Below are 18,210 nucleotides of genomic sequence, written 5' to 3'. Positions count from 1 at the left end.
CCCCTTGCCAAGGTATGCAAAGCATACCTCGCAACTCGCCATAGCCGTCTGGCCGTTATGCTTAAACTTGAAAATGCGAACAATTTTTTACATTCTTATAATTTTTCAACTATTTAGTTCTAAAGCGTTTTCTCAGGAAATTGTAATGAACGGAACTGTTATTGATTCTGAAAATCAAAAGCCTATCGAATTTGTTAATATAGGTGTCCAAAATAAAAATCAAGGGACAATTACAAACCCGAATGGAGAATTCAATTTGAAACTTCCTAAAGAATATAAAACCGATAGCATTACCATAAGCCACATAAACTATTATTCGATTAAAATTCTAGCTCAAAATCTTAAAAATCAGACTATATTTTTAGAACCAAAAACCACCGAACTGTCCGAAGTAATTGTTTCCAACAAAAAAATAAAAAATAGAAAAATAGGTGTTAAGTCATACAATAGGTTACTTTCAATGCAGGTAACCTCAAAAAGCACCGATATTATTGAGATAGCTCAACTAATTAGAATTCCAGCAGAAGAAGCAAAGGTTAAAGCGGTAAATTTCAATATCAGAAAATGGTCGAAAGTGGACGGAGTTAAGGTTAGAATAAACTTTTATGAAAACATCGACAATTACCCTAGTAAAAAGATAATACAAAAAAACATTATACAAGAAATACCAACTGAAAGAGAATCAGATTGGATACGAATTGATTTGAATGACAACGATATTTATATTACACAAGATTTTTTCATCGGAATAGAATTCATACCTAATTTCAACAGCCCTACAATAGTTGATATAGGTGCTATCTTAACTAAAGGAAAGGGATATAGAAGAGAAAGTAGCTTGGGTACCTGGGAGAAACTAAACGGAGGTGCTTCAATTAATGTTGAAATAGCATACTGAAAAAAGTCTAAGCATAACAAAACCTATAAACAATACGGGTTTAGGTATTAAACGAAAGGTTTGCGTATTTTTATGAAGTTCGCAAAATCTTTTGGATTTTGCTCTGGACAGGAAAAAAATAAATCAAAACAAAAAGATTTCGCTATGTGCGTGGCGGAAAGCAAACGCTAGTTTGCCCCCGTACTGTTCATAGCTAAACCGATGGTCGATGATACCTCCGGCCCGTAAAAAACCGGGCGGTCGAGGCCGCCGCCCTACCTTTTTTTCCTACCATCGACCATCGGCCAGACAGTACGACTGCACATTCGCCCATAAAATTTGCTATATTTCATCCAAGAAAACCCGGACGGAACCGTTCGCGGTCGGTACCATCGACATCACCGCCTATAGCGAATGTGCGTCTAATGGCGACCCCTTGCCAAGGTATGCCAGGCATACCTCGCAACTCGCCATAGCCGTCTGGCCGTTAGGCACAAGCTAAAACAACACGAACAAAATGACACCGAAACAACAATTAGAATCAATTCTTTCCAGCCAGTATGAATCAGAAGACGGAGATTTATACAAGGTTGAATTGTTGGACGGTATGACAGACAGCGAAATAGAAAACCTAAAAAATCAACTTCCTAATAATTTTTTACCGAACGAAATCGAAGAATTACTGAGATTCAGTAAAGGTTTTGAATTGTATGGACTTGAAGAAGTCCGATTTGATGCATTCGGTCATTTTGGACTTGAAGAAATGTTCCCAAACTCAATCCAACTCGCAGGAGATGGATTTGGAAATTTTTGGATCTTAGACATTGACTCAAAAGGAAATTGGAATTCAGTTTACTATGTCTGTCACGACCCTGCTGTATTAGTGAAACACTCTGAAAATTTATCGGAGTTCATAAAACACGTTGACGAGTTCGGACAAAAAGGAAGTCAATCCAACTTAGACATTATTCACGAAAAGACCGCAATGGACATTTGGAGCGAAAAAATCGGAATAATGGCAAAAAATGAAAAGAACTATGACTTTGAAAACGGGCAAGTTGAATTGCCTGAAATGTTTTTAGTAGCAGACTTGACTGACAAACCAATAAAAACAGGATTTCCTTGGGGAAAATCAGGTCCGAATACAAAAATTATAAGACCAAATGACGAACCGATTTGGATTGTTGAGAAACGAGTGAAACAAAGCTTTCTATCAAGACTATTCGGTGGAAAGAAATAAAAAGCCAGTGCCTAACAAGGCATATAGCTTATGGCGGGTGAACGGCTGCCAGCAAGGTTTTCGCTCTGTAGCCAGCTTTGGTTTCGGTGGACAGGAAAGTGCTTTGAAACCGCCACAAGCCATATGCAAACCGATGGTCGATGATACCTCCGGCCCGTAAAAAACCGGGCGGTCGAGGCCGCCGCCCTACCTTTTTTTCCTACCATCGACCATCGGCCAGACAGTACGACTGCACATTCGCCCATAAAATTTGCTATATTTCATCCTAGAAAACCCGGACGGAGCCGTTCGCGGTCGGTACCATCGACATCACCGCCTATAGCGAATGTGCGTCTAATGGCGACCCCTTGCCAAGGTATGCCAGGCATACCTCGCAACTCGCCATAGCCGTCTGGCCGTTACCGGCAAGCTGAACAAAACGAATGAAAAAAATTGAAAATCCAATATTACTTTTTAAAAAATGGTATCAGAAAGAATTAGAACTGACCAATGTCCGAATTCCATCAGCAGTTTGCCTATCGACTGTCGGAATTGATAATTTTCCAAACGCAAGATTTGTGTCTTTTAAAGAGTTAATAAATGATTCGTTTATTATTACTGGACCTTTAAATTCAAGAAAGGGAATTGAAATCGATAATAACGATAAAGTTTCACTAACTTTTTGGTGGACAGAAACTGAAAGACAAATAAGAGTTCAAGGAATAGCAACTAAAATTGAAGACAAATTAGCAGAAAAATATTTCGCGGAACGAAATGCAAATTCAAAAGCTGTATCCTTGATTTGTGAGCAAGGAAAAGAGGTTAATGATTTAAAATTACTCGAAGATGAAATATTAAAAAAAGTTGCTCAAAATGAGCGGATAGACAGACCAAAAAACTGGAGCGGATTTTTAATTAAACCTTTACGGATTGAATTTATGGAATTCAAAAAGACAAGATTCCACGACAGAAAACTTTATGAAATTGAAAATGATAAGTGGAATATGAAACAAATACAACCGTGACATGAAAAGCCAGCAGGTAACAATGTATAACCGCAATTTATTCACAGCTAGCTGTTTTTCCCAAGGTGTTCATCGGTCGCTTCGCTCGGTCGGCGGATTCGACTATCCCGAAACAAGTTCGGGAAATCCACTCGGAATTGCTAACGTCTGTGCTAAACCGAAAAGTCTGCGTATATTAATCCGTAACTGACGGTTATACGAGACCGATGGTCGATGATACCTCCGGCCCGTAAAAAACCGGGCGGTCGAGGCCGCCGCCCTACCTTTTTTTCCTACCATCGACCATCGGCCAGACAGTACGACTGCACATTCGCCCATAAAATTTGCTATATTTCATCCAAGAAAACCCGGACGGAGCCGTTCGCGGTCGGTACCATCGACATCACCGCCTATAGCGAATGTGCGTCTAATGGCGACCCCTTGCCAAGGTATGCAAAGCATACCTCGCAACTCGCCATAGCCGTCTGGCCGTTGTACACAATTTTGAAAAACCAATGAGATTTTCACAAAGAATAGGTAAAACACCATCAAAAAAGGACATTCAACTTGATTGGATTGATGAAGATTTAAAGAATGGTCTATGGAATCTTATTAAAATGCTTTTCATAGATAAGTTAGATAAATATACAGACTACGGAAAATCTGAATTCGACAAGTTTGCCGAAATATTATGGCATAATTTCTATAAAATGGCAATTGACACAATTCCTGAGTATAAGTCATCTGTTGAAAGTTACATTCGTAAACGATTTTATGATTTTGAATGGTATGAGATTTATGATTTCATTGAGTTTATAATCTCAATTCAATTAAACCATAGTGAAAAAAACAAACTAGCAAGTTCCATAAATGCAGTACTTGAAAGAGAGTTTTCGGGATATAGAATAATAGATGAAAAAGTCGCACCAATTTCAAATCAGCTTGAGTTTGAAGAAGTCTCATATGCTTTGGACAAGACAAAGTTTCTAACTGCATTAGAAGGAGCTAATATCCATTTAACAAATGCAATCGAATTAATATCAGACAAAAAAAATCCAAACTATCGTAATTCTGTAAAAGAATCGATTTCAGCTGTTGAATCAACTTGTAGAATAATAACAGGAGAAAATACTCTTGGCAAAGCATTAAACAAGCTTGAATCCAAAGGATTAAATCTAAACAAACAATTAAAATCTGGATTTGACAAAATTTATGCCTATACAAATGATAAGGACAATGGAATTAGGCACGCAATTGTTTCCGAACCAATAGAGCCTGATTTTGCGGATGCAAAGTATATGCTTATTTCGTGCAGTTCATTTATAAATTATCTAATTACAAAAGCTGAAAAAATTGGGATCAAATTTGAATAAAAAACTGTGTACAACAATGTATAACCGCAATTACGGCGGATTCGACTACGTCCGAATCCACACTCAATTGCTAATGTCTGTGATAAGCCGAAAAACAGTAACTTTAATCCCGTAACTTCGGTTATACCTACCGATGGTCTATGATACCTCCGGCCCGTAAAAAACCGGGCGGTCGAGGCCGCCGCCCTACCTTTTTTTCCTACCATCGACCATCGGCCAGACAGTACGACTGCACATTCGCCCATAAAATTTGCTATATTCAATCCTAAAAAACCCGGACGGAGCCGTTCGCGGTCGGTACCATCGACATCACCGCCTATAGCGAATGTGCGTCTAATGGCGACCCCTTGCCAAGGTATGCAAAGCATACCTCGCAACTCGCCATAGCCGTCTGGCCGTTACCCACAATATAAAAAACAGCATATTTCAAAAAATATATATAATAATTGGAATAATCATTCCAATTATTATATATTTGCAAAGTGAATAAAAAACAAACCATATTATCATCTGCTCTTAAAATTCTTGTGAAAAAAGGTGTACATAACACACCTATGTCTGCTATTGGAAAAGCTGCAAAAACTGGAATGGGAACTATTTATAATTATTTCCCAAATAAAGATGCCTTAATTAATGAAATTTACACAGATATAAAAAAACAAGAAAAATTACTATTTGAAAATTTTGAAGCGGATAAGCCAATCAAAACTCAATTTGAAAACTATTTTACTATAGCAGTCGACTTTTTCATCGATAATCCTAATTATTTCCAATTTATGGAGCAACTGCAAGCTTCTCCTATTATAACGGAAAATAGTAAAGAAGAAGGTAGAAAATCTATTACTCCTATTTTTGAACTTTTAACACTAGGAAAACAACAACGTATTATAAAAAACATTGACATCGAAGAAATTTTAATGTTTATAGGTGGAGCTATTTTATCTTATTTAAGATGGTATTTTAATCAAACAGAGAACAAACAAACCTCGCTTAAAAATCAAGTAATAATGGTTTGGGACGCAATCAAAGAATAAAAAAATTTATCAATAATCTGGAATGAACATTCATTCCATAAAGTTAACAATTATGAAAAAAAACGTATTAATTACAGGAACGTCAACAGGAGTAGGATTTGAAAGTGCTATTCTATTCGCTAAAAACAACTATAAGGTTTACGCTACAATGCGTAATCTTAAAAAAGCTGACAAGCTTAAACAAAGAATTTTGGAAGAAAATCTTAACATAGAAGTACTTCCTTTAGATGTAACTAAAGTAGCCTCTATAACATCTGTTGTAAAAACAATTATAGAAAAAGATGGAAAAATAGATGTATTAGTCAATAATGCAGGAGCTGGTTTTGCAAAAACAACAGAGCAGGCTTCAGAAGAAGAAATTAGATGGGTTACTGACGTAAATTATCACGGAGTTGTATTTTGCACACAAGCAGTATTGCCATATATGAGAAAACAAAAATCTGGTCAAATTATTAGTATTACTTCTGTTGGTGGTTTGGTTGGACAACCTTTTAACGAATTATATTGTGGTGCTAAATTTGCTGTAGAAGGGTTTATGGAAGGACTTGCAACCTATGTTAGTGATGCTTTCAATATCAAAATTACTTGTGTTGAACCAGGAGGTATAGCTACAGAATTTATGACGTCTGCTATTGAAAAAACAGCTATTGAGGGACAATTTGCAACAGGCGAATACGCACCAATATTTGACAGATATATGGCAGGAAACCAAAAAAGAGCAAATGAAAGCAAAGAGCAAGTGTATCAAACAGGAATAGAAGTCGCAGAAGTTGCTTTAGGTATTGCTCAAAACGAAAATCCTCCTTTAAGAATCCGAACTTCACAATGGGCTGAAGATTTTTGTAAGTTAAAAACAAAAGCTGACCCAGATGGCCATAAAATAGTGAAACAATTACAAGATAGTTTTTTATAATATGAAAGTAATATATTGGTCTTCGACAGCAATAATATCCGCTTTTCTCTTCTTAAGCTCTTATAGCTATTTATTCAGTAAAAGTACAATTCAAGGAATTAAAAATTTAGGATTTCCTGACTTTTTCAGGGTAGAACTAGCTGTTTTAAAGTTGATAGCTGCAATAGTATTACTAATACCTTTTGCTTCATTACAACTAAAAGAATGGACTTATGCAGGTGTTGGATTGTTTTTAATAACAGCTTTAGTCGCACATATCAAACATAAAGATTCTATCTTTATTATGCTTCTACTTCTAATACTTTTGGCGATTCTAATAATATCCAACATATATATGAACAAGCTTTTAAAATAAATACTGTGGGTAACATTGTATATAAAAAATAGCGAGGATAGCACAAATCATCAAGGTTTGTGCTTTTTTATATCTTTGTGTTTAACTGAAAAGTTAGTGAATTTAAATTCGCTACTTTTCATATACGAAACCGATGGTCGATGATACCTCCGGCCCGTAAAAAACCGGGCGGTCGAGGCCGCCGCCCTACCTTTTTTTCCTACCATCGACCATCGGCCAGACAGTACGACTGCACATTCGCCCATAAAATTTGCTATATTTCATCCAAGAAAACCCGGACGGAGCTGTTCGCGGTCGGTACCATCGACATCACCGGCTATAGCGAATGTGCGTCTAATGGCGACCCCTTGCCAAGGTATGCAAAGCATACCACGCAACTCGCCATAGCCATCTGGCCGTTAGCTTTAATTATGAAAAACACACTCTTAATATTGATTTTAACGACTATACTTTATAGTTGTAAAAACGATTTGAAAAATCAAGTTAAGACTGACATTGAAAAAACTGAAATAAAAAAGGAATTACAATTTAGTCTTTACAACTCAACTGAATTTGAATTGAATAATATAACGGTTGGATTGCCTGATACTGTTTTGACTTATAAACGACTTGAAAAAAATACTCATACGGAATGGACAAATATTGAATCTGCATATTATTATGGATTCGTTAGATTTTATGACAAATCAAACAGGAAATATTATGTTCAACCGATTGACTATGTTGGAGAAAAACTATTCAAAAAAGGTGAAATGAAATTTATTATCAAGGATATTGATACCATAAAGCAAATTTTTGAATTAGATAGTGAGTTTCCAACTGAATAAATAACTAAAGCTAACAATGTATAACCGCAATTTATTCACAGCTAGCTGTTTTTCCCAAGGTGTTCATCGGTCGCTTCGCTCGGTCGGCGGATTCGACTATCCCGAAACAAGTTCGGGAAATCCACTCGGAATTGCTAAAGCCTGTGCTAAACCGAAAATTAACGCATATTAACCCGTAACTGACGGTTATACGTGACCGATGGTCGATGATACCTCCGGCCCGTAAAAAACCGGGCGGTCGAGGCCGCCGCCCTACCTTTTTTTCCTACCATCGACCATCGGCCAGACAGTACGACTGCACATTCGCCCATAAAATTTGCTATATTCAATCCTTAAAAACTCGGACGGAGCTATTCGCGGTCGGTACCATCGACATCACCGCCTATAGCGAATGTGCGTCTAATGGCGACCCCTTGCCTAGGTATGCAAAGCATACCTCGCAACTCGCCATAGCCGTCTGGCCGTTGTGTAACATTTAAACGAACAATGAGAATTTTAACAATCTACATATTTCTAATATTTTCATTTCAGTCATTTTCACAAAATAAAGCTGAAATTGATGCTGATTATGAAATGCAAGGTTATTTTAAAAACTACTCGGAATTCAATTTAGATTCGTTAAAACAAAAAGAGTTCAAGCATATTAAAGAAATTGACTCAAGACTAACTGATTTCAGATTTGAAAGACAAAGAGATGCTGGAATAACGGAATCGATTTACAATATTGCTATCGAATATGTTGAAGAAAAATGGATGAAATATAAAGAATACAAAGTTCACGTATTCTCAAAAAATGATACAATTTTCGGTATTGTTAATTATGACCACTATCGAGAAAAAACAAATCACTTTTTTGACTTTGAAAAGCTCAAATCCTATTTGGATTATCATAATGAGTTTTACGAATCTGAATTGAAAATAAAGGATTTTATCAATCAAGTATTAGCTGAACATATTTACGGATATGTTTGCGGATTTGCACCTGTGGTTTATGACGTTCCGAGATATGATGATTTAAGATTTGACAAAAAAAGAAACATTAATAAGTTTCGAGATTGGGTTAAATCATTTAATCCCGAATTGCAAACTTATGGTGTTGAGGCATTAGAATATTTAGAAAAAAATAAAGGATTAAAACTGACTGAATTAGATAAAAAACTGATTTCGAATATTAAACAAAGAAACTCTACTTTGAACACTTGTAGTGGTTGTTTAATAGGAATCTATGAAAAAGCATTTAAATAAAAACGTTACACAACAATGGTAACCGTTGCACAACCCCTCATCAGGAATAAATTGGTTTTTTTTGAAGTATCAGAAATAACTAAAACCCAGCATATCAGATAGTTATGTTTTAAAAAAAATACCCTAACAAGTTCGTGTTGATGGAATTCATAGTTGCGCAACAAGCACAATGTATAACCGCAATTTATTCACAGCTAGCTGTTTTTCCCAAGGTGTTCATCGGTCGCTTCGCTAGGTCGGCGGATTCGACTATCCCGAAACAAGTTCGGGAAATCCACTCGGAATTGCTAACGTCAGTGCTAAACCGAAAATTAACGCATATTAACCCGTAACTGACGGTTATACGTAACCGATGGTCGATGATACCTCCGGCCCGTAAAAAACCGGGCGGTCGAGGCCGCCGCCCTACCTTTTTTTCCTACCATCGACCATCGGCCAGACAGTACGACTGCACATTCGCCCATAAAATTTACTATATTTCATCCAAGAAAACCCGGACGGAGCCGTTCGCGGTCGGTACCATCGACATCACTGGCTATAGCGAATGTGCGTCTAATGGCGACCCCTTGCCAAGGTATGCAAAGCATACCACGCAACTCGCCATAGCCGTCTGGCCCTTAGCCACAAGCAAAAAACTATGCGAATAGCTTTAATCATATTAATTGGAATACACGCAATTATCCATTTATTCGGATTTCTGAAAGCATTTGGCATATCTGAATTTACTGCTATTTCACAACCGATTTCCAAAACTTTTGGATTAGTTTGGCTATTGACATTTCTTCTTTTTGTACTTGCAATCGTTTTATTAATATTTCAGTCCAATTATTGGTGGTTAATTGGATTTTTAGCCGTAATTGCTTCACAGATTTTAATCTTAACCTATTGGTCTGACGCAAAATTGGGTACAATAGCAAACCTAATAATTCTCGTATCAGCAATAATAGCTTATTCAAATTTTAGCTTTAAAAATAAGATTGCTGAAGAACGGAAAAAACTGTTTGAAAACTCACAGGCTGTTAGTGAAAAAGTAATTACCGAAGAGACCATTTCGGAATTACCTTCTGTTGTACAAAAGTGGTTGATTAATAGTGGAACAATCGGTAAACGTCCAATTTCCAATATGCATTTGACTCAAGAATTACAGCTTAAATTAAGTCCCGACCAAGAAAATTGGAACAATGGAAAAGCCGAACAGTATTTTACGATAAATCCGCCAGGATTTAATTGGAACATTGATACAAAAATGAATTCAATTTTTAGCGTAGTTGGTCGAGATAAATTTGAGAGTGGAAATGGGGAAATGACAATAAAGCTGTTATCGCTTATTTCTGTAGCAGATGCCAAAAACAGCGATAAAGTTGACCAAGCAACTTTACAAAGATATTTAGCAGAAATAGTTTGGTTTCCTTCAGCGTCTTTAAGTTCATACATAAAGTGGGAAACTTTGGACGAATATTCCGCCAAAGCAACTTTGGAATATAACGGAGTAAAAGGTACGGGAAAATTCCACTTTGACGAAAAAGGAAACTTCAAAAGATTTGTAGCAATGCGGTATCAAGATTCAAGTTCAGAACAACCAACCGAATGGACTGTCATTGCAACAAAAACAGAAGAACGAAATGCAATAAAAATACCTGTCGAATGCGAAGCAAGTTGGAAATTGGAGAGTGGTAAATGGACTTGGTTAAAATTAAAGATTAAGGAAATCAAATTCAACGTGAAAGAAATGCCAGATGGCTAACAACGGTAACCGTTGCACAACCCCTCATCAGGAATAAATTGGTTTTTTTTGAAGTATTAGAAACAACTAAAACCCAACATATCAGCTAGTTATGTTTTAAAAAATACCCTAACAAGTTCGTGTTGATGGAATTCATAGTTGCGCAACAAGCACAATACCTATAATCCATTGCGGCGGATTTCCTTCGGCGGAAATCCTTAACTTTAAGCAATGGCTTGGTCTTGGGCGGAAAAGTCCAGACGGATTTTCCCGCAACGCGATCATAGGCGAGCCGATGTGCGCAAGCTAAAAATATTATAGCTGAATGAAAAATTCTGCAATTGACATAAATGAATTAACTATAAAACAGTACGTGGAATCAATGCGTCCTGAAAGTGAAGAAATTCGAGCGCAACTTGATTATGGATATACTTATGATGGAAAAGTTGTTATACTATATGAAATTAGACCTGTATGGGACAATCCAAAAGAGATACAACATAGTGAATTTGCAAAAATTAGATTCTATAAGTCGAGACGTGAATGGAATCTATATTGGATGCGTGCAAGTGGAAAATGGGAGCTTTATGAACCGTTTCCAGAATCAACACATTTGGAAAAGATTATTGAAATAATAAAAGAAGATAAACACGGCTGCTTTTATGGATAATTCTCTAAAAAACATCATCAAGGAAATTGCTCAAAATCTAGATTGTGGATACAACTGTTATTACAATTCTAAAACAAATGAAATTTTGACAATTCCCAATTTCGATAATGCTTCAGACGAGCAAGAAGTAAAAGAACATTTTAGAGATGATTTAAATAAGATAGATGAACAAAAATCTGACTTTATAAAATTCGAGGTATTGGAAAGTTTTGAATCGTTTAAAATTATGCAACGTTTCTCTGAACAAATGAGTGACCAAAATTTTAAATCAAAATTGAAGAGTATATTAGAAAATAAAAAGCCTTTTCAAAATTTCAATAAAACAATCGATAATTCCGACTTTAGGCAGGAATGGTTTGACTTTAAAGAAAATGAGTTGGAAAAAATAGTAGAAACGCAATTGAATCGCGGAAAAGCCAGCGCACAACAAAACCTATAAAAAATAAGGGTTTCAGGCTTAATCGCAGGGTTTTGTATATTTATGATGTCCGCAATCCCGATAGCCATCGGGATGGGATTTTGCTCTGGACAGGAAAAAATAAATCAAAATCCGCCCGTACCAAAAGGCTACCTGCCCGACTTTGTCATCCAGGCGGGCGTTCGGGCGGGCAAAAAGATTGCGCTTTGTTCGTGGCACGCCCACTGCTGTCGCAGACGGCGTGCCCCGGACTGTTCATAGCTCAGCCGTTGTACACAAGCAAAAAAATGATTGTATAAATGAATCTTTCAGGCTATTCTGGAACACCACTGGCTAAAAAACTTGGGATTAAAAATGGTTTTAAAGTATGGGTTATAAATGAACCTAAAGATTATTTCGCCCTGTTTTCCGACCTACCAAATGACATTGAAAGAACAATGGACAGTAAGGTCAAAAAAGACTTCATCCATTACTTCACAAAAAGCGCATCTGAACTGAATAATGACATTCAGCAATTAAAACAAGAAATTGAGCAAAATGGAATGATTTGGATTTCTTGGCCAAAAAAATCTGCAAAAGTTGAGACGGACTTAGATGGGAATATAGTACGTGAAATAGGATTGAACAATGGCCTTGTGGATATAAAAGTATGTGCGGTAAATGAAATTTGGTCCGGATTGAAATTTGTCATTCCCGTTAAGGACAGAAAATAAAAAGCCTGTGTACAACAATAGTAACCCGTGCACAAGTCCTTGAACATCGAAAAAAAGACCCTTTTTAAGCCCTTTTTAGGGGCTTTTTGTTTTTAGGCCGGCTTTGCACTTTGATTTTTGAACGGCCCAAAAGGTCGGTTAACCGTTGGTGCAAGCCCCTTTTCTGCTCTTTTTAAAAAAGCAAGTGCCCCCGCCCCGCTCTTTCCACTAGATAAAGACCAGTTATGATCCATTACCCCGATCGGCAAGGATCGACTAATACTTTTTTAGTAACTTGTTCTACAGACACAATGGGTATAAAACATAGGTCGGAGCGTGGTTCCCGTAAGTTTTCGGCAAGTAACAATCTTGGTTGCGTGCGAACGGTTATGAGCTTCGAAGTGCCCTACAATCCATACCCGAAGTCGTTGGTAACAATCAAGACAGAACTATGAGAAAACTAATTTTAAGTAATCTGGTTATAATTTTAACTTGTTGTTTAACACCCCAATTGAAAGCCCAAGAGTCTTGGATTGACACTTCAATTCATAAGGGATTAACCGAACTTGAATCTGATTACCCATTTAAAATCTTGGTTTCGAATGATTCAATTAAGACTACGTCGGAAACCCTTAAGAACCTTAACAAGGCTAAACTGTATTTTGACGAAATTTTTCAAACTAATTTAGACTTTGCTGTCCTCTTCATAGAAAATAGAGTATGGAATGAACATGCTTATTTTCCACCACCTGGTTTACCTCAAGCTGGAAAAGGAAATGTAATACTCGGACTGGACAAATCAACAATTTCAATGGAAGTGGAAAAAACGATTTCCCAACTACCTGAACACTATTTGACTTCATTAAAGACGGTTTACGGAGAGAATATAGATTTAGACCTCTTTTATCGAGAGACATTATCCATTCACGAATTAGCCCATCTCTATCATTTTAAGGAAGGAACCCAACCTCAAAGAAAGTGGTTACAAGAATTGTTTGCAACGATGAGTATGTACTCTTTCATAAAAGAAAAATCAAACTCTTCTTACCAATTGATGCATACCTATCCTGAATTTATAATACAATCCGGAGATAGAATGGCTGAATTTAAAACCCTTAAAGATTTTGAAGAAAAATATGTTCAGAAACTAACACCTCAAAACTACGAATGGTTTCAAATGCAATTTTATCAAAACGCAAAGGCTATAATTGATTCTAATAAAAGTGACATTTTAATAAGGCTTCAAAAATTTTTAATAAATACGGACTTAGGTAAAACAAAAATTCTTACCGACTCGGAACTGGCAACTCGATTGGAAAAAGAAGTTGGAAAAGAAGTAACCGCTATATTAACTAACTGGGAATATAAATAGCTGTTGTCTCCACCGGTAACCCATGTACAAGTCCTTGCACAGCGAAAAAAAGACCCTTTTTAAGCCCTTTTTAGGGGCTTTTTGTTTTTAGGCCGGCTTTGCACCTTGATCTTTGAACGGCCCAAAAGGGCGATTAACCGTTGGTGCAAGCCCCTTTTCGGCTCTTTTTAAAAAAGTAAGTGCCCCCGCCCCGCTCTTTACACTTTATAAAGACCAATTATGATCCATTACCCCGATCGGCAAGGATCGACGAACTCTTTTTTTAGTATCTTGTGCTACAGGCACCAAAGGCTAAAACCCATTGCTTTCGGATTTCCTAGACGAAAATCGCGCGCAAAAAGCTTCCCCCCGCCCGTACCCAAAGGCTACCTGCCCGACTTTGTTATTCAGGCGGGCGTTCGAGCGGGTTTGGGCTACGGTCGGATTTTCCTTCGGACGAATCACAGCAACGAACCTTGGCCGAACCCTTGGCGGTAATAAGAAAAACCACAGAATTAATTAAGAACATATGAAACTAGTAAAGAAAATTGGAAAGTGGTTTTTGGTTGTCCTGGGCGCAATCGTTGCCTTTGTTTTAGTTGTATTGCTAATAATCCGAATCAATAGCTCCGGAAACGAAGAACCCTTTTTAGACGAAAAGGGCAACGTTATTCCGAATAGTATCGCTATGCACGAGGATATGACCATAAATGGAGTTCCGCAAAGGGTTACTATTAGGGGGAAAGACAAAAACAATCCCGTGCTACTAATAGTTCACGGAGGCCCGGGCGCACCAATTTTACCTGTAATCTACAGACTTACAGGGATTGACCTGGAAGATATATTTACGGTTTGTTATTGGGAACAAAGAGGCTCTGGACTAGCCTATAACGATAGTATACCCGCTTCGTCCATTACCTTAACCCATATTGTAGATGATGGTTTGGAACTATCGAATCACTTAAAAAAGACTTTCAAAAAAGATAAAATTTACATCGAGGGTCTATCGTGGGGGACAGCGGTTGCAGCTTATATGGTTCAAAAACAGCCTGAATTATATCACGCCTATATTGGTAGTGGTCTGATGGCCAATCTTTCACTTTCAGAAGAATTATCTTATGATTTTGCAATGTCGGCATCGCAAAAGCACAATGATACCATTTCAATCAATCTATTAAAACAAATTGGAAGGCCTCCTTATGTTAAAAACTCAAAGAATTCGGTAAGCGAAGCCTTTGAAATAGAACGACAGATCGTAATGAAGTATGCACCGATAAAATTAGAGACCGATTTTAATTTTATCAAAAGTATGTTTTTGGATAATGGGTTGACGTTTAATGAAAAATTTACCCATATGATAAACAGTCCTGAATCCTACTATCCTGCAGCTAAGATTTTAGAAGCTACTGCTATCGATATGAATTTAATGCGCGACGTTCCGGAATTGAAAGTGCCCGTTTATATACTGCAAGGAGACAATGATCATTTTACCGAAACGCCCGTAGCAAAGATGTATTTTGATTCCATTATTGCGCCTTCCAAAAAATGGTTTTTATTTGAAAATGGAACACACGGCGTACAGGCTGAATACCCAGAAAAATACCGTTCAATATATATCAACGAAATATTGGGAAAGTAATTACTACCGCCAACAAAAGTAAGCCTGGCACAAGTCTATAAACAGCGAAAAAACACCTTTTTTAAGCCTGTAGGCGATGGCTAAATCGCAAATAGGCGAACAGCCTTTCTTGATTCTCCTTTTTTCCCTGCATACCGACAGGTTACGATCCATCGCCCGATCGGCAAGGATCAAAAGGCTCTTTTTTTATTGGCTTTTGCTATAGATCCAATACCCCTTGTGGGCAGATCTCACAATCGGAAATCCTTACCCTTACCCCATGGCTTGGTACTGGGCGTAAAAATTAGGACAGATTTTAGCACAACTCTATGATAAACAAATATTTATAACAATACACAAAATGATATTCTATCAAAAGGAAATCGATCGAATCAAAGGAATTTGCTATTCCAATAAGGGACAAATTCAAACCGTAATCGGGCTGTCTGTATGTGGCAGAACGGTTCCGTTTGTACTTGTCCATGAACCCCTCCCTTGCCAGAAGGATATGGATGCGCCAGAACCCATAACGTACCCTTACGAAAACTATCTTGTTCATCCGCATGCGCAGTAGTTCATCGCTGCGACTCTTGGACCTGTAATGGAAAAGACGCCCGTGCAGCAGTACGAGCTTTCAGCAATGCTGGATGGAGATGTTGTACCCCATCCTGATGTTATCGACCATCCCGCCCTTTCGGGACGGTCTGGGAACTTTTTTCAGCTCCGCCTGCAGGATTTGTTTGTCCAACCCCAGGTCGGTGACCAGCTTCTTGAGTTGGGGATTCCTCCCTTTCTGGTTCTTCAACATCGGAAGTTCTGAAACACCCAGTCGCCCATATTTCTTCTTCCAATTATAAAATGTGGCCTCGCTGATGTCCATCTTGCGACATACTTCCTGGAGCCGTATCCCGGTCTCCACCTGTTTGACCATAAATACTATCTGCAATTCCGAATATTTTGATCGCCCGCTTTTCCCTGATTTAAAACTGTCTAATTTAACGGGAGGAGATCATTATCACCTTGCTCGGTACCGCCGGTAACCGTCTGAACCGCTTTTATGCCCTATTTTGCCCAATTGTCCAAGTTTGCCCAGAATTTCATACCTGCCCCGCCCCCATTAGGAATAACGAATAAATCCCCAATACGGTATTTGACCAGCGCGGTCCATGTTACTTTAGTTACCGTTATCATCGCATTGTCTAAAAACATAAAAGCTACCTAAAATATTTTAGATAGCTTTTTTTTTAGTTTATACCTGTTCTTACTGTGTACGGTACTCGTTGCAAGCGAGTGCTAGCGGGGGGCATATTGTCTGAATTTTGAATTCAAAATAGATTTTTCAATTTTACGCCGATCGTTTTCATTATCACAAACCATTACGATTGAAAATTCTTTATTGTCAATTTCTGTTACGTAGTATGCCGACATATATCTATAATTATTCTCAACTAGAGTAACTTCTCTTTCTATTACGTAAAACAACTTGTTATCAATAGTTTGTTCTACCACCTCTACAGATAAGTTCAACTCATTATATTCTTCACTTGGGTTTCTTTTGAAGTATTCACCTAATTTATAGGCATATCCTTTCAACGATAACTTCTTAATATTAATATTACTTTTATAACTTGCCAAGGCCATATTAATGTCCGAAGAATCACTTTTAGCAATTGAGGTTAAAACAACATCATCATTAGATAACCTGTTTTCTGTCTTTTCAATATAGTCTTCCCCTGTTTGTATTACCTTTTCAAAATTATCAGACCTAGTTATAAAACCAGTAGGTTTTTCGTAAACCCATATAGTCTCGCCTACTCTGTATTTTTTTTGAGCATTGGAAACTGAAATAACAAGTAAAAATATAAGAACTATTATATTTTTCATAGAACATTGCAATTCAAAAATTATTGTTTTTTGAAAGAACTGAATTAACTTCCATCTATATCAGAATTTTCAATAGCCAAAAAAAGTAAAGCATAAAAAATCAAATTCACTTCTTTCTTTACGAACTTAACTTCTAATATAGCATTTGTCTGAGAAACGAGACTTCTTAAAACAACTTTGGCTATTTCCGTCCCATTGTGAAATATTGAACCTAAGCGTTTATTAAAAACATAAGTGAAGTAATTTTGCTTGATTTTAATATTTCCTAAGCCCGTAATGGTTAGTACATTGTTATTTATTTATATCAAATGATTGAGGTTCTGATAATCAATTTTCACCCTACCAAATGGATTAAGAGTGTAATGACTAACACGCAATATCAGCTTGTCTTCTTTAAAAAAACTTAAAACTATTTTACTTGTCCACTTAAATTTACGATTGACATAAAATATATGTCGGCCTTTATCATCATTAGCCTCCATGTCACCATTAAATTCAACATTAAGAGTAATCATTTATTTATACCAACCTTCAAATCTACATCCATTCCAAAAATAACTTTTGCACCAACACTGTTCATCCCCCAATTAGTAGGACAGGTTTTCTACAAATTTAGGTTAATTTATGCTGCTTTTTTAAACATGTCCATTGGTCTATCATAATCGATTGATTCATGTCTTCTTTCCTTGTTGTAATATTCAAAGTATTCTACCAATAGCAGGAACAGGTCGAGTCCGTCACTTGGTGGGTTCAGGTATATCTTCTCGTACTTCACGCTTCTCCATAAGCGTTCTATAAATGCATTATCGGTCGCCCTTCCCTTACCGTCCATGGAAAGTTTGATCTCTTTGCCCAATACGGTACTTGAGAATTCATCGGAGGTGAACTGGCTCCCTTGGTCCGTGTTTATTATTTCAGGTTTTCCATGCTGTACAATGGCCTCTTCCAAGGTCTTGGCGCACCATTCGGCCTCCATGGAGTTGGAAACGCTCCAATGGACGACGAAG

The 18,210-nt window shown here is 37.2% G+C and carries 17 protein-coding genes and 1 pseudogene; 15 read left to right on the top strand and 3 right to left on the bottom strand.

Features of this window, described 5'->3' with window-relative positions:
* From BUB37_RS20985 to BUB37_RS20905, 15 genes are all read left to right on the top strand, one after another.
* The coding region (locus tag BUB37_RS20985) for a carboxypeptidase-like regulatory domain-containing protein (protein WP_212635340.1) at nucleotides 1–898 on the top strand (898 nt) is incomplete at its 5' end.
* A 496-nt stretch (nucleotides 899–1,394) separates the two neighbouring features.
* Complete coding sequence (locus tag BUB37_RS20975; protein ID WP_072995996.1) at nucleotides 1,395–2,117, top strand: SMI1/KNR4 family protein; 723 nt, start codon at nucleotides 1,395–1,397, stop codon at nucleotides 2,115–2,117.
* A 422-nt stretch (nucleotides 2,118–2,539) separates the two neighbouring features.
* The gene (locus BUB37_RS20970) at nucleotides 2,540–3,121 is read left to right on the top strand and encodes a pyridoxine/pyridoxamine 5'-phosphate oxidase (RefSeq protein ID WP_094766825.1); all 582 of its coding nucleotides are present in this window, start codon (nucleotides 2,540–2,542) and stop codon (nucleotides 3,119–3,121) included.
* Between the two features lie 494 nt (nucleotides 3,122–3,615).
* Nucleotides 3,616–4,473 (top strand): AbiJ-NTD4 domain-containing protein, encoded by an 858-nt coding sequence (locus BUB37_RS20960; RefSeq protein WP_072995992.1) that lies wholly within the window; start codon nucleotides 3,616–3,618, stop codon nucleotides 4,471–4,473.
* A gap of 482 nt (nucleotides 4,474–4,955) precedes the next feature.
* On the top strand, nucleotides 4,956–5,507 hold the full coding sequence (locus BUB37_RS20955; RefSeq protein ID WP_072995990.1) for a TetR/AcrR family transcriptional regulator: 552 nt from the start codon (nucleotides 4,956–4,958) through the stop codon (nucleotides 5,505–5,507).
* Nucleotides 5,508–5,559: 52 nt separating this feature from the next.
* Nucleotides 5,560–6,420 (top strand): SDR family oxidoreductase, encoded by an 861-nt coding sequence (locus BUB37_RS20950; protein WP_072996004.1) that lies wholly within the window; start codon nucleotides 5,560–5,562, stop codon nucleotides 6,418–6,420.
* A 1-nt stretch (nucleotide 6,421) separates the two neighbouring features.
* Entirely contained in the window at nucleotides 6,422–6,775 is a 354-nt protein-coding gene (locus BUB37_RS20945; protein WP_072995988.1) for a DoxX family protein, read from the top strand.
* A 140-nt stretch (nucleotides 6,776–6,915) separates the two neighbouring features.
* Nucleotides 6,916–7,602 carry a hypothetical protein gene (locus tag BUB37_RS20940; protein ID WP_072995986.1) on the top strand — a complete coding sequence of 229 codons (687 nt, stop codon included), beginning with the start codon at nucleotides 6,916–6,918 and terminating at the stop codon, nucleotides 7,600–7,602.
* Nucleotides 7,603–8,088: 486 nt separating this feature from the next.
* Nucleotides 8,089–8,847 carry a hypothetical protein gene (locus BUB37_RS20935; RefSeq protein WP_072995984.1) on the top strand — a complete coding sequence of 253 codons (759 nt, stop codon included), beginning with the start codon at nucleotides 8,089–8,091 and terminating at the stop codon, nucleotides 8,845–8,847.
* A 637-nt stretch (nucleotides 8,848–9,484) separates the two neighbouring features.
* Nucleotides 9,485–10,591 carry a DUF6920 family protein gene (locus tag BUB37_RS20930; RefSeq protein ID WP_072995981.1) on the top strand — a complete coding sequence of 369 codons (1,107 nt, stop codon included), beginning with the start codon at nucleotides 9,485–9,487 and terminating at the stop codon, nucleotides 10,589–10,591.
* Between the two features lie 304 nt (nucleotides 10,592–10,895).
* Nucleotides 10,896–11,240 carry a DUF3024 domain-containing protein gene (locus BUB37_RS20925; RefSeq protein ID WP_072995979.1) on the top strand — a complete coding sequence of 115 codons (345 nt, stop codon included), beginning with the start codon at nucleotides 10,896–10,898 and terminating at the stop codon, nucleotides 11,238–11,240.
* Entirely contained in the window at nucleotides 11,233–11,679 is a 447-nt protein-coding gene (locus BUB37_RS20920; protein ID WP_072995977.1) for a UPF0158 family protein, read from the top strand. Before BUB37_RS20925 ends, BUB37_RS20920 begins: the two co-directional genes overlap by 8 nt.
* Before the next feature lie 278 nt (nucleotides 11,680–11,957).
* Nucleotides 11,958–12,371 (top strand): DUF3052 family protein, encoded by a 414-nt coding sequence (locus BUB37_RS20915; RefSeq protein ID WP_072995975.1) that lies wholly within the window; start codon nucleotides 11,958–11,960, stop codon nucleotides 12,369–12,371.
* A gap of 430 nt (nucleotides 12,372–12,801) precedes the next feature.
* The gene (locus tag BUB37_RS20910; protein ID WP_139278173.1) at nucleotides 12,802–13,722 is read left to right on the top strand and encodes a hypothetical protein; all 921 of its coding nucleotides are present in this window, start codon (nucleotides 12,802–12,804) and stop codon (nucleotides 13,720–13,722) included.
* A gap of 508 nt (nucleotides 13,723–14,230) precedes the next feature.
* On the top strand, nucleotides 14,231–15,340 hold the full coding sequence (locus tag BUB37_RS20905; RefSeq protein WP_072995971.1) for an alpha/beta hydrolase family protein: 1,110 nt from the start codon (nucleotides 14,231–14,233) through the stop codon (nucleotides 15,338–15,340).
* Nucleotides 15,341–15,953: 613 nt separating this feature from the next.
* Here BUB37_RS20905 and BUB37_RS20895 read toward each other — a convergent pair.
* The 3 genes and pseudogenes from BUB37_RS20895 to BUB37_RS20880 all read right to left on the bottom strand — a co-directional run.
* Nucleotides 15,954–16,274: pseudogene (locus tag BUB37_RS20895) on the bottom strand (transposase); the annotation flags it as partial.
* A gap of 338 nt (nucleotides 16,275–16,612) precedes the next feature.
* Entirely contained in the window at nucleotides 16,613–17,203 is a 591-nt protein-coding gene (locus BUB37_RS20890; RefSeq protein ID WP_072995965.1) for a hypothetical protein, read from the bottom strand.
* Nucleotides 17,204–17,825: 622 nt separating this feature from the next.
* Nucleotides 17,826–18,210, bottom strand: a 385-nt coding sequence (locus BUB37_RS20880) for an integrase core domain-containing protein (RefSeq protein ID WP_139278171.1), incomplete at its 5' end; no start/stop codon positions are given.

This window comes from Pseudozobellia thermophila, from assembly GCF_900141855.1.
Taxonomy (GTDB): domain Bacteria; phylum Bacteroidota; class Bacteroidia; order Flavobacteriales; family Flavobacteriaceae; genus Pseudozobellia; species Pseudozobellia thermophila.
Note: the sequence above shows the minus strand (reverse complement) of the source record. Positions and strands in the feature narration are given on the sequence as shown.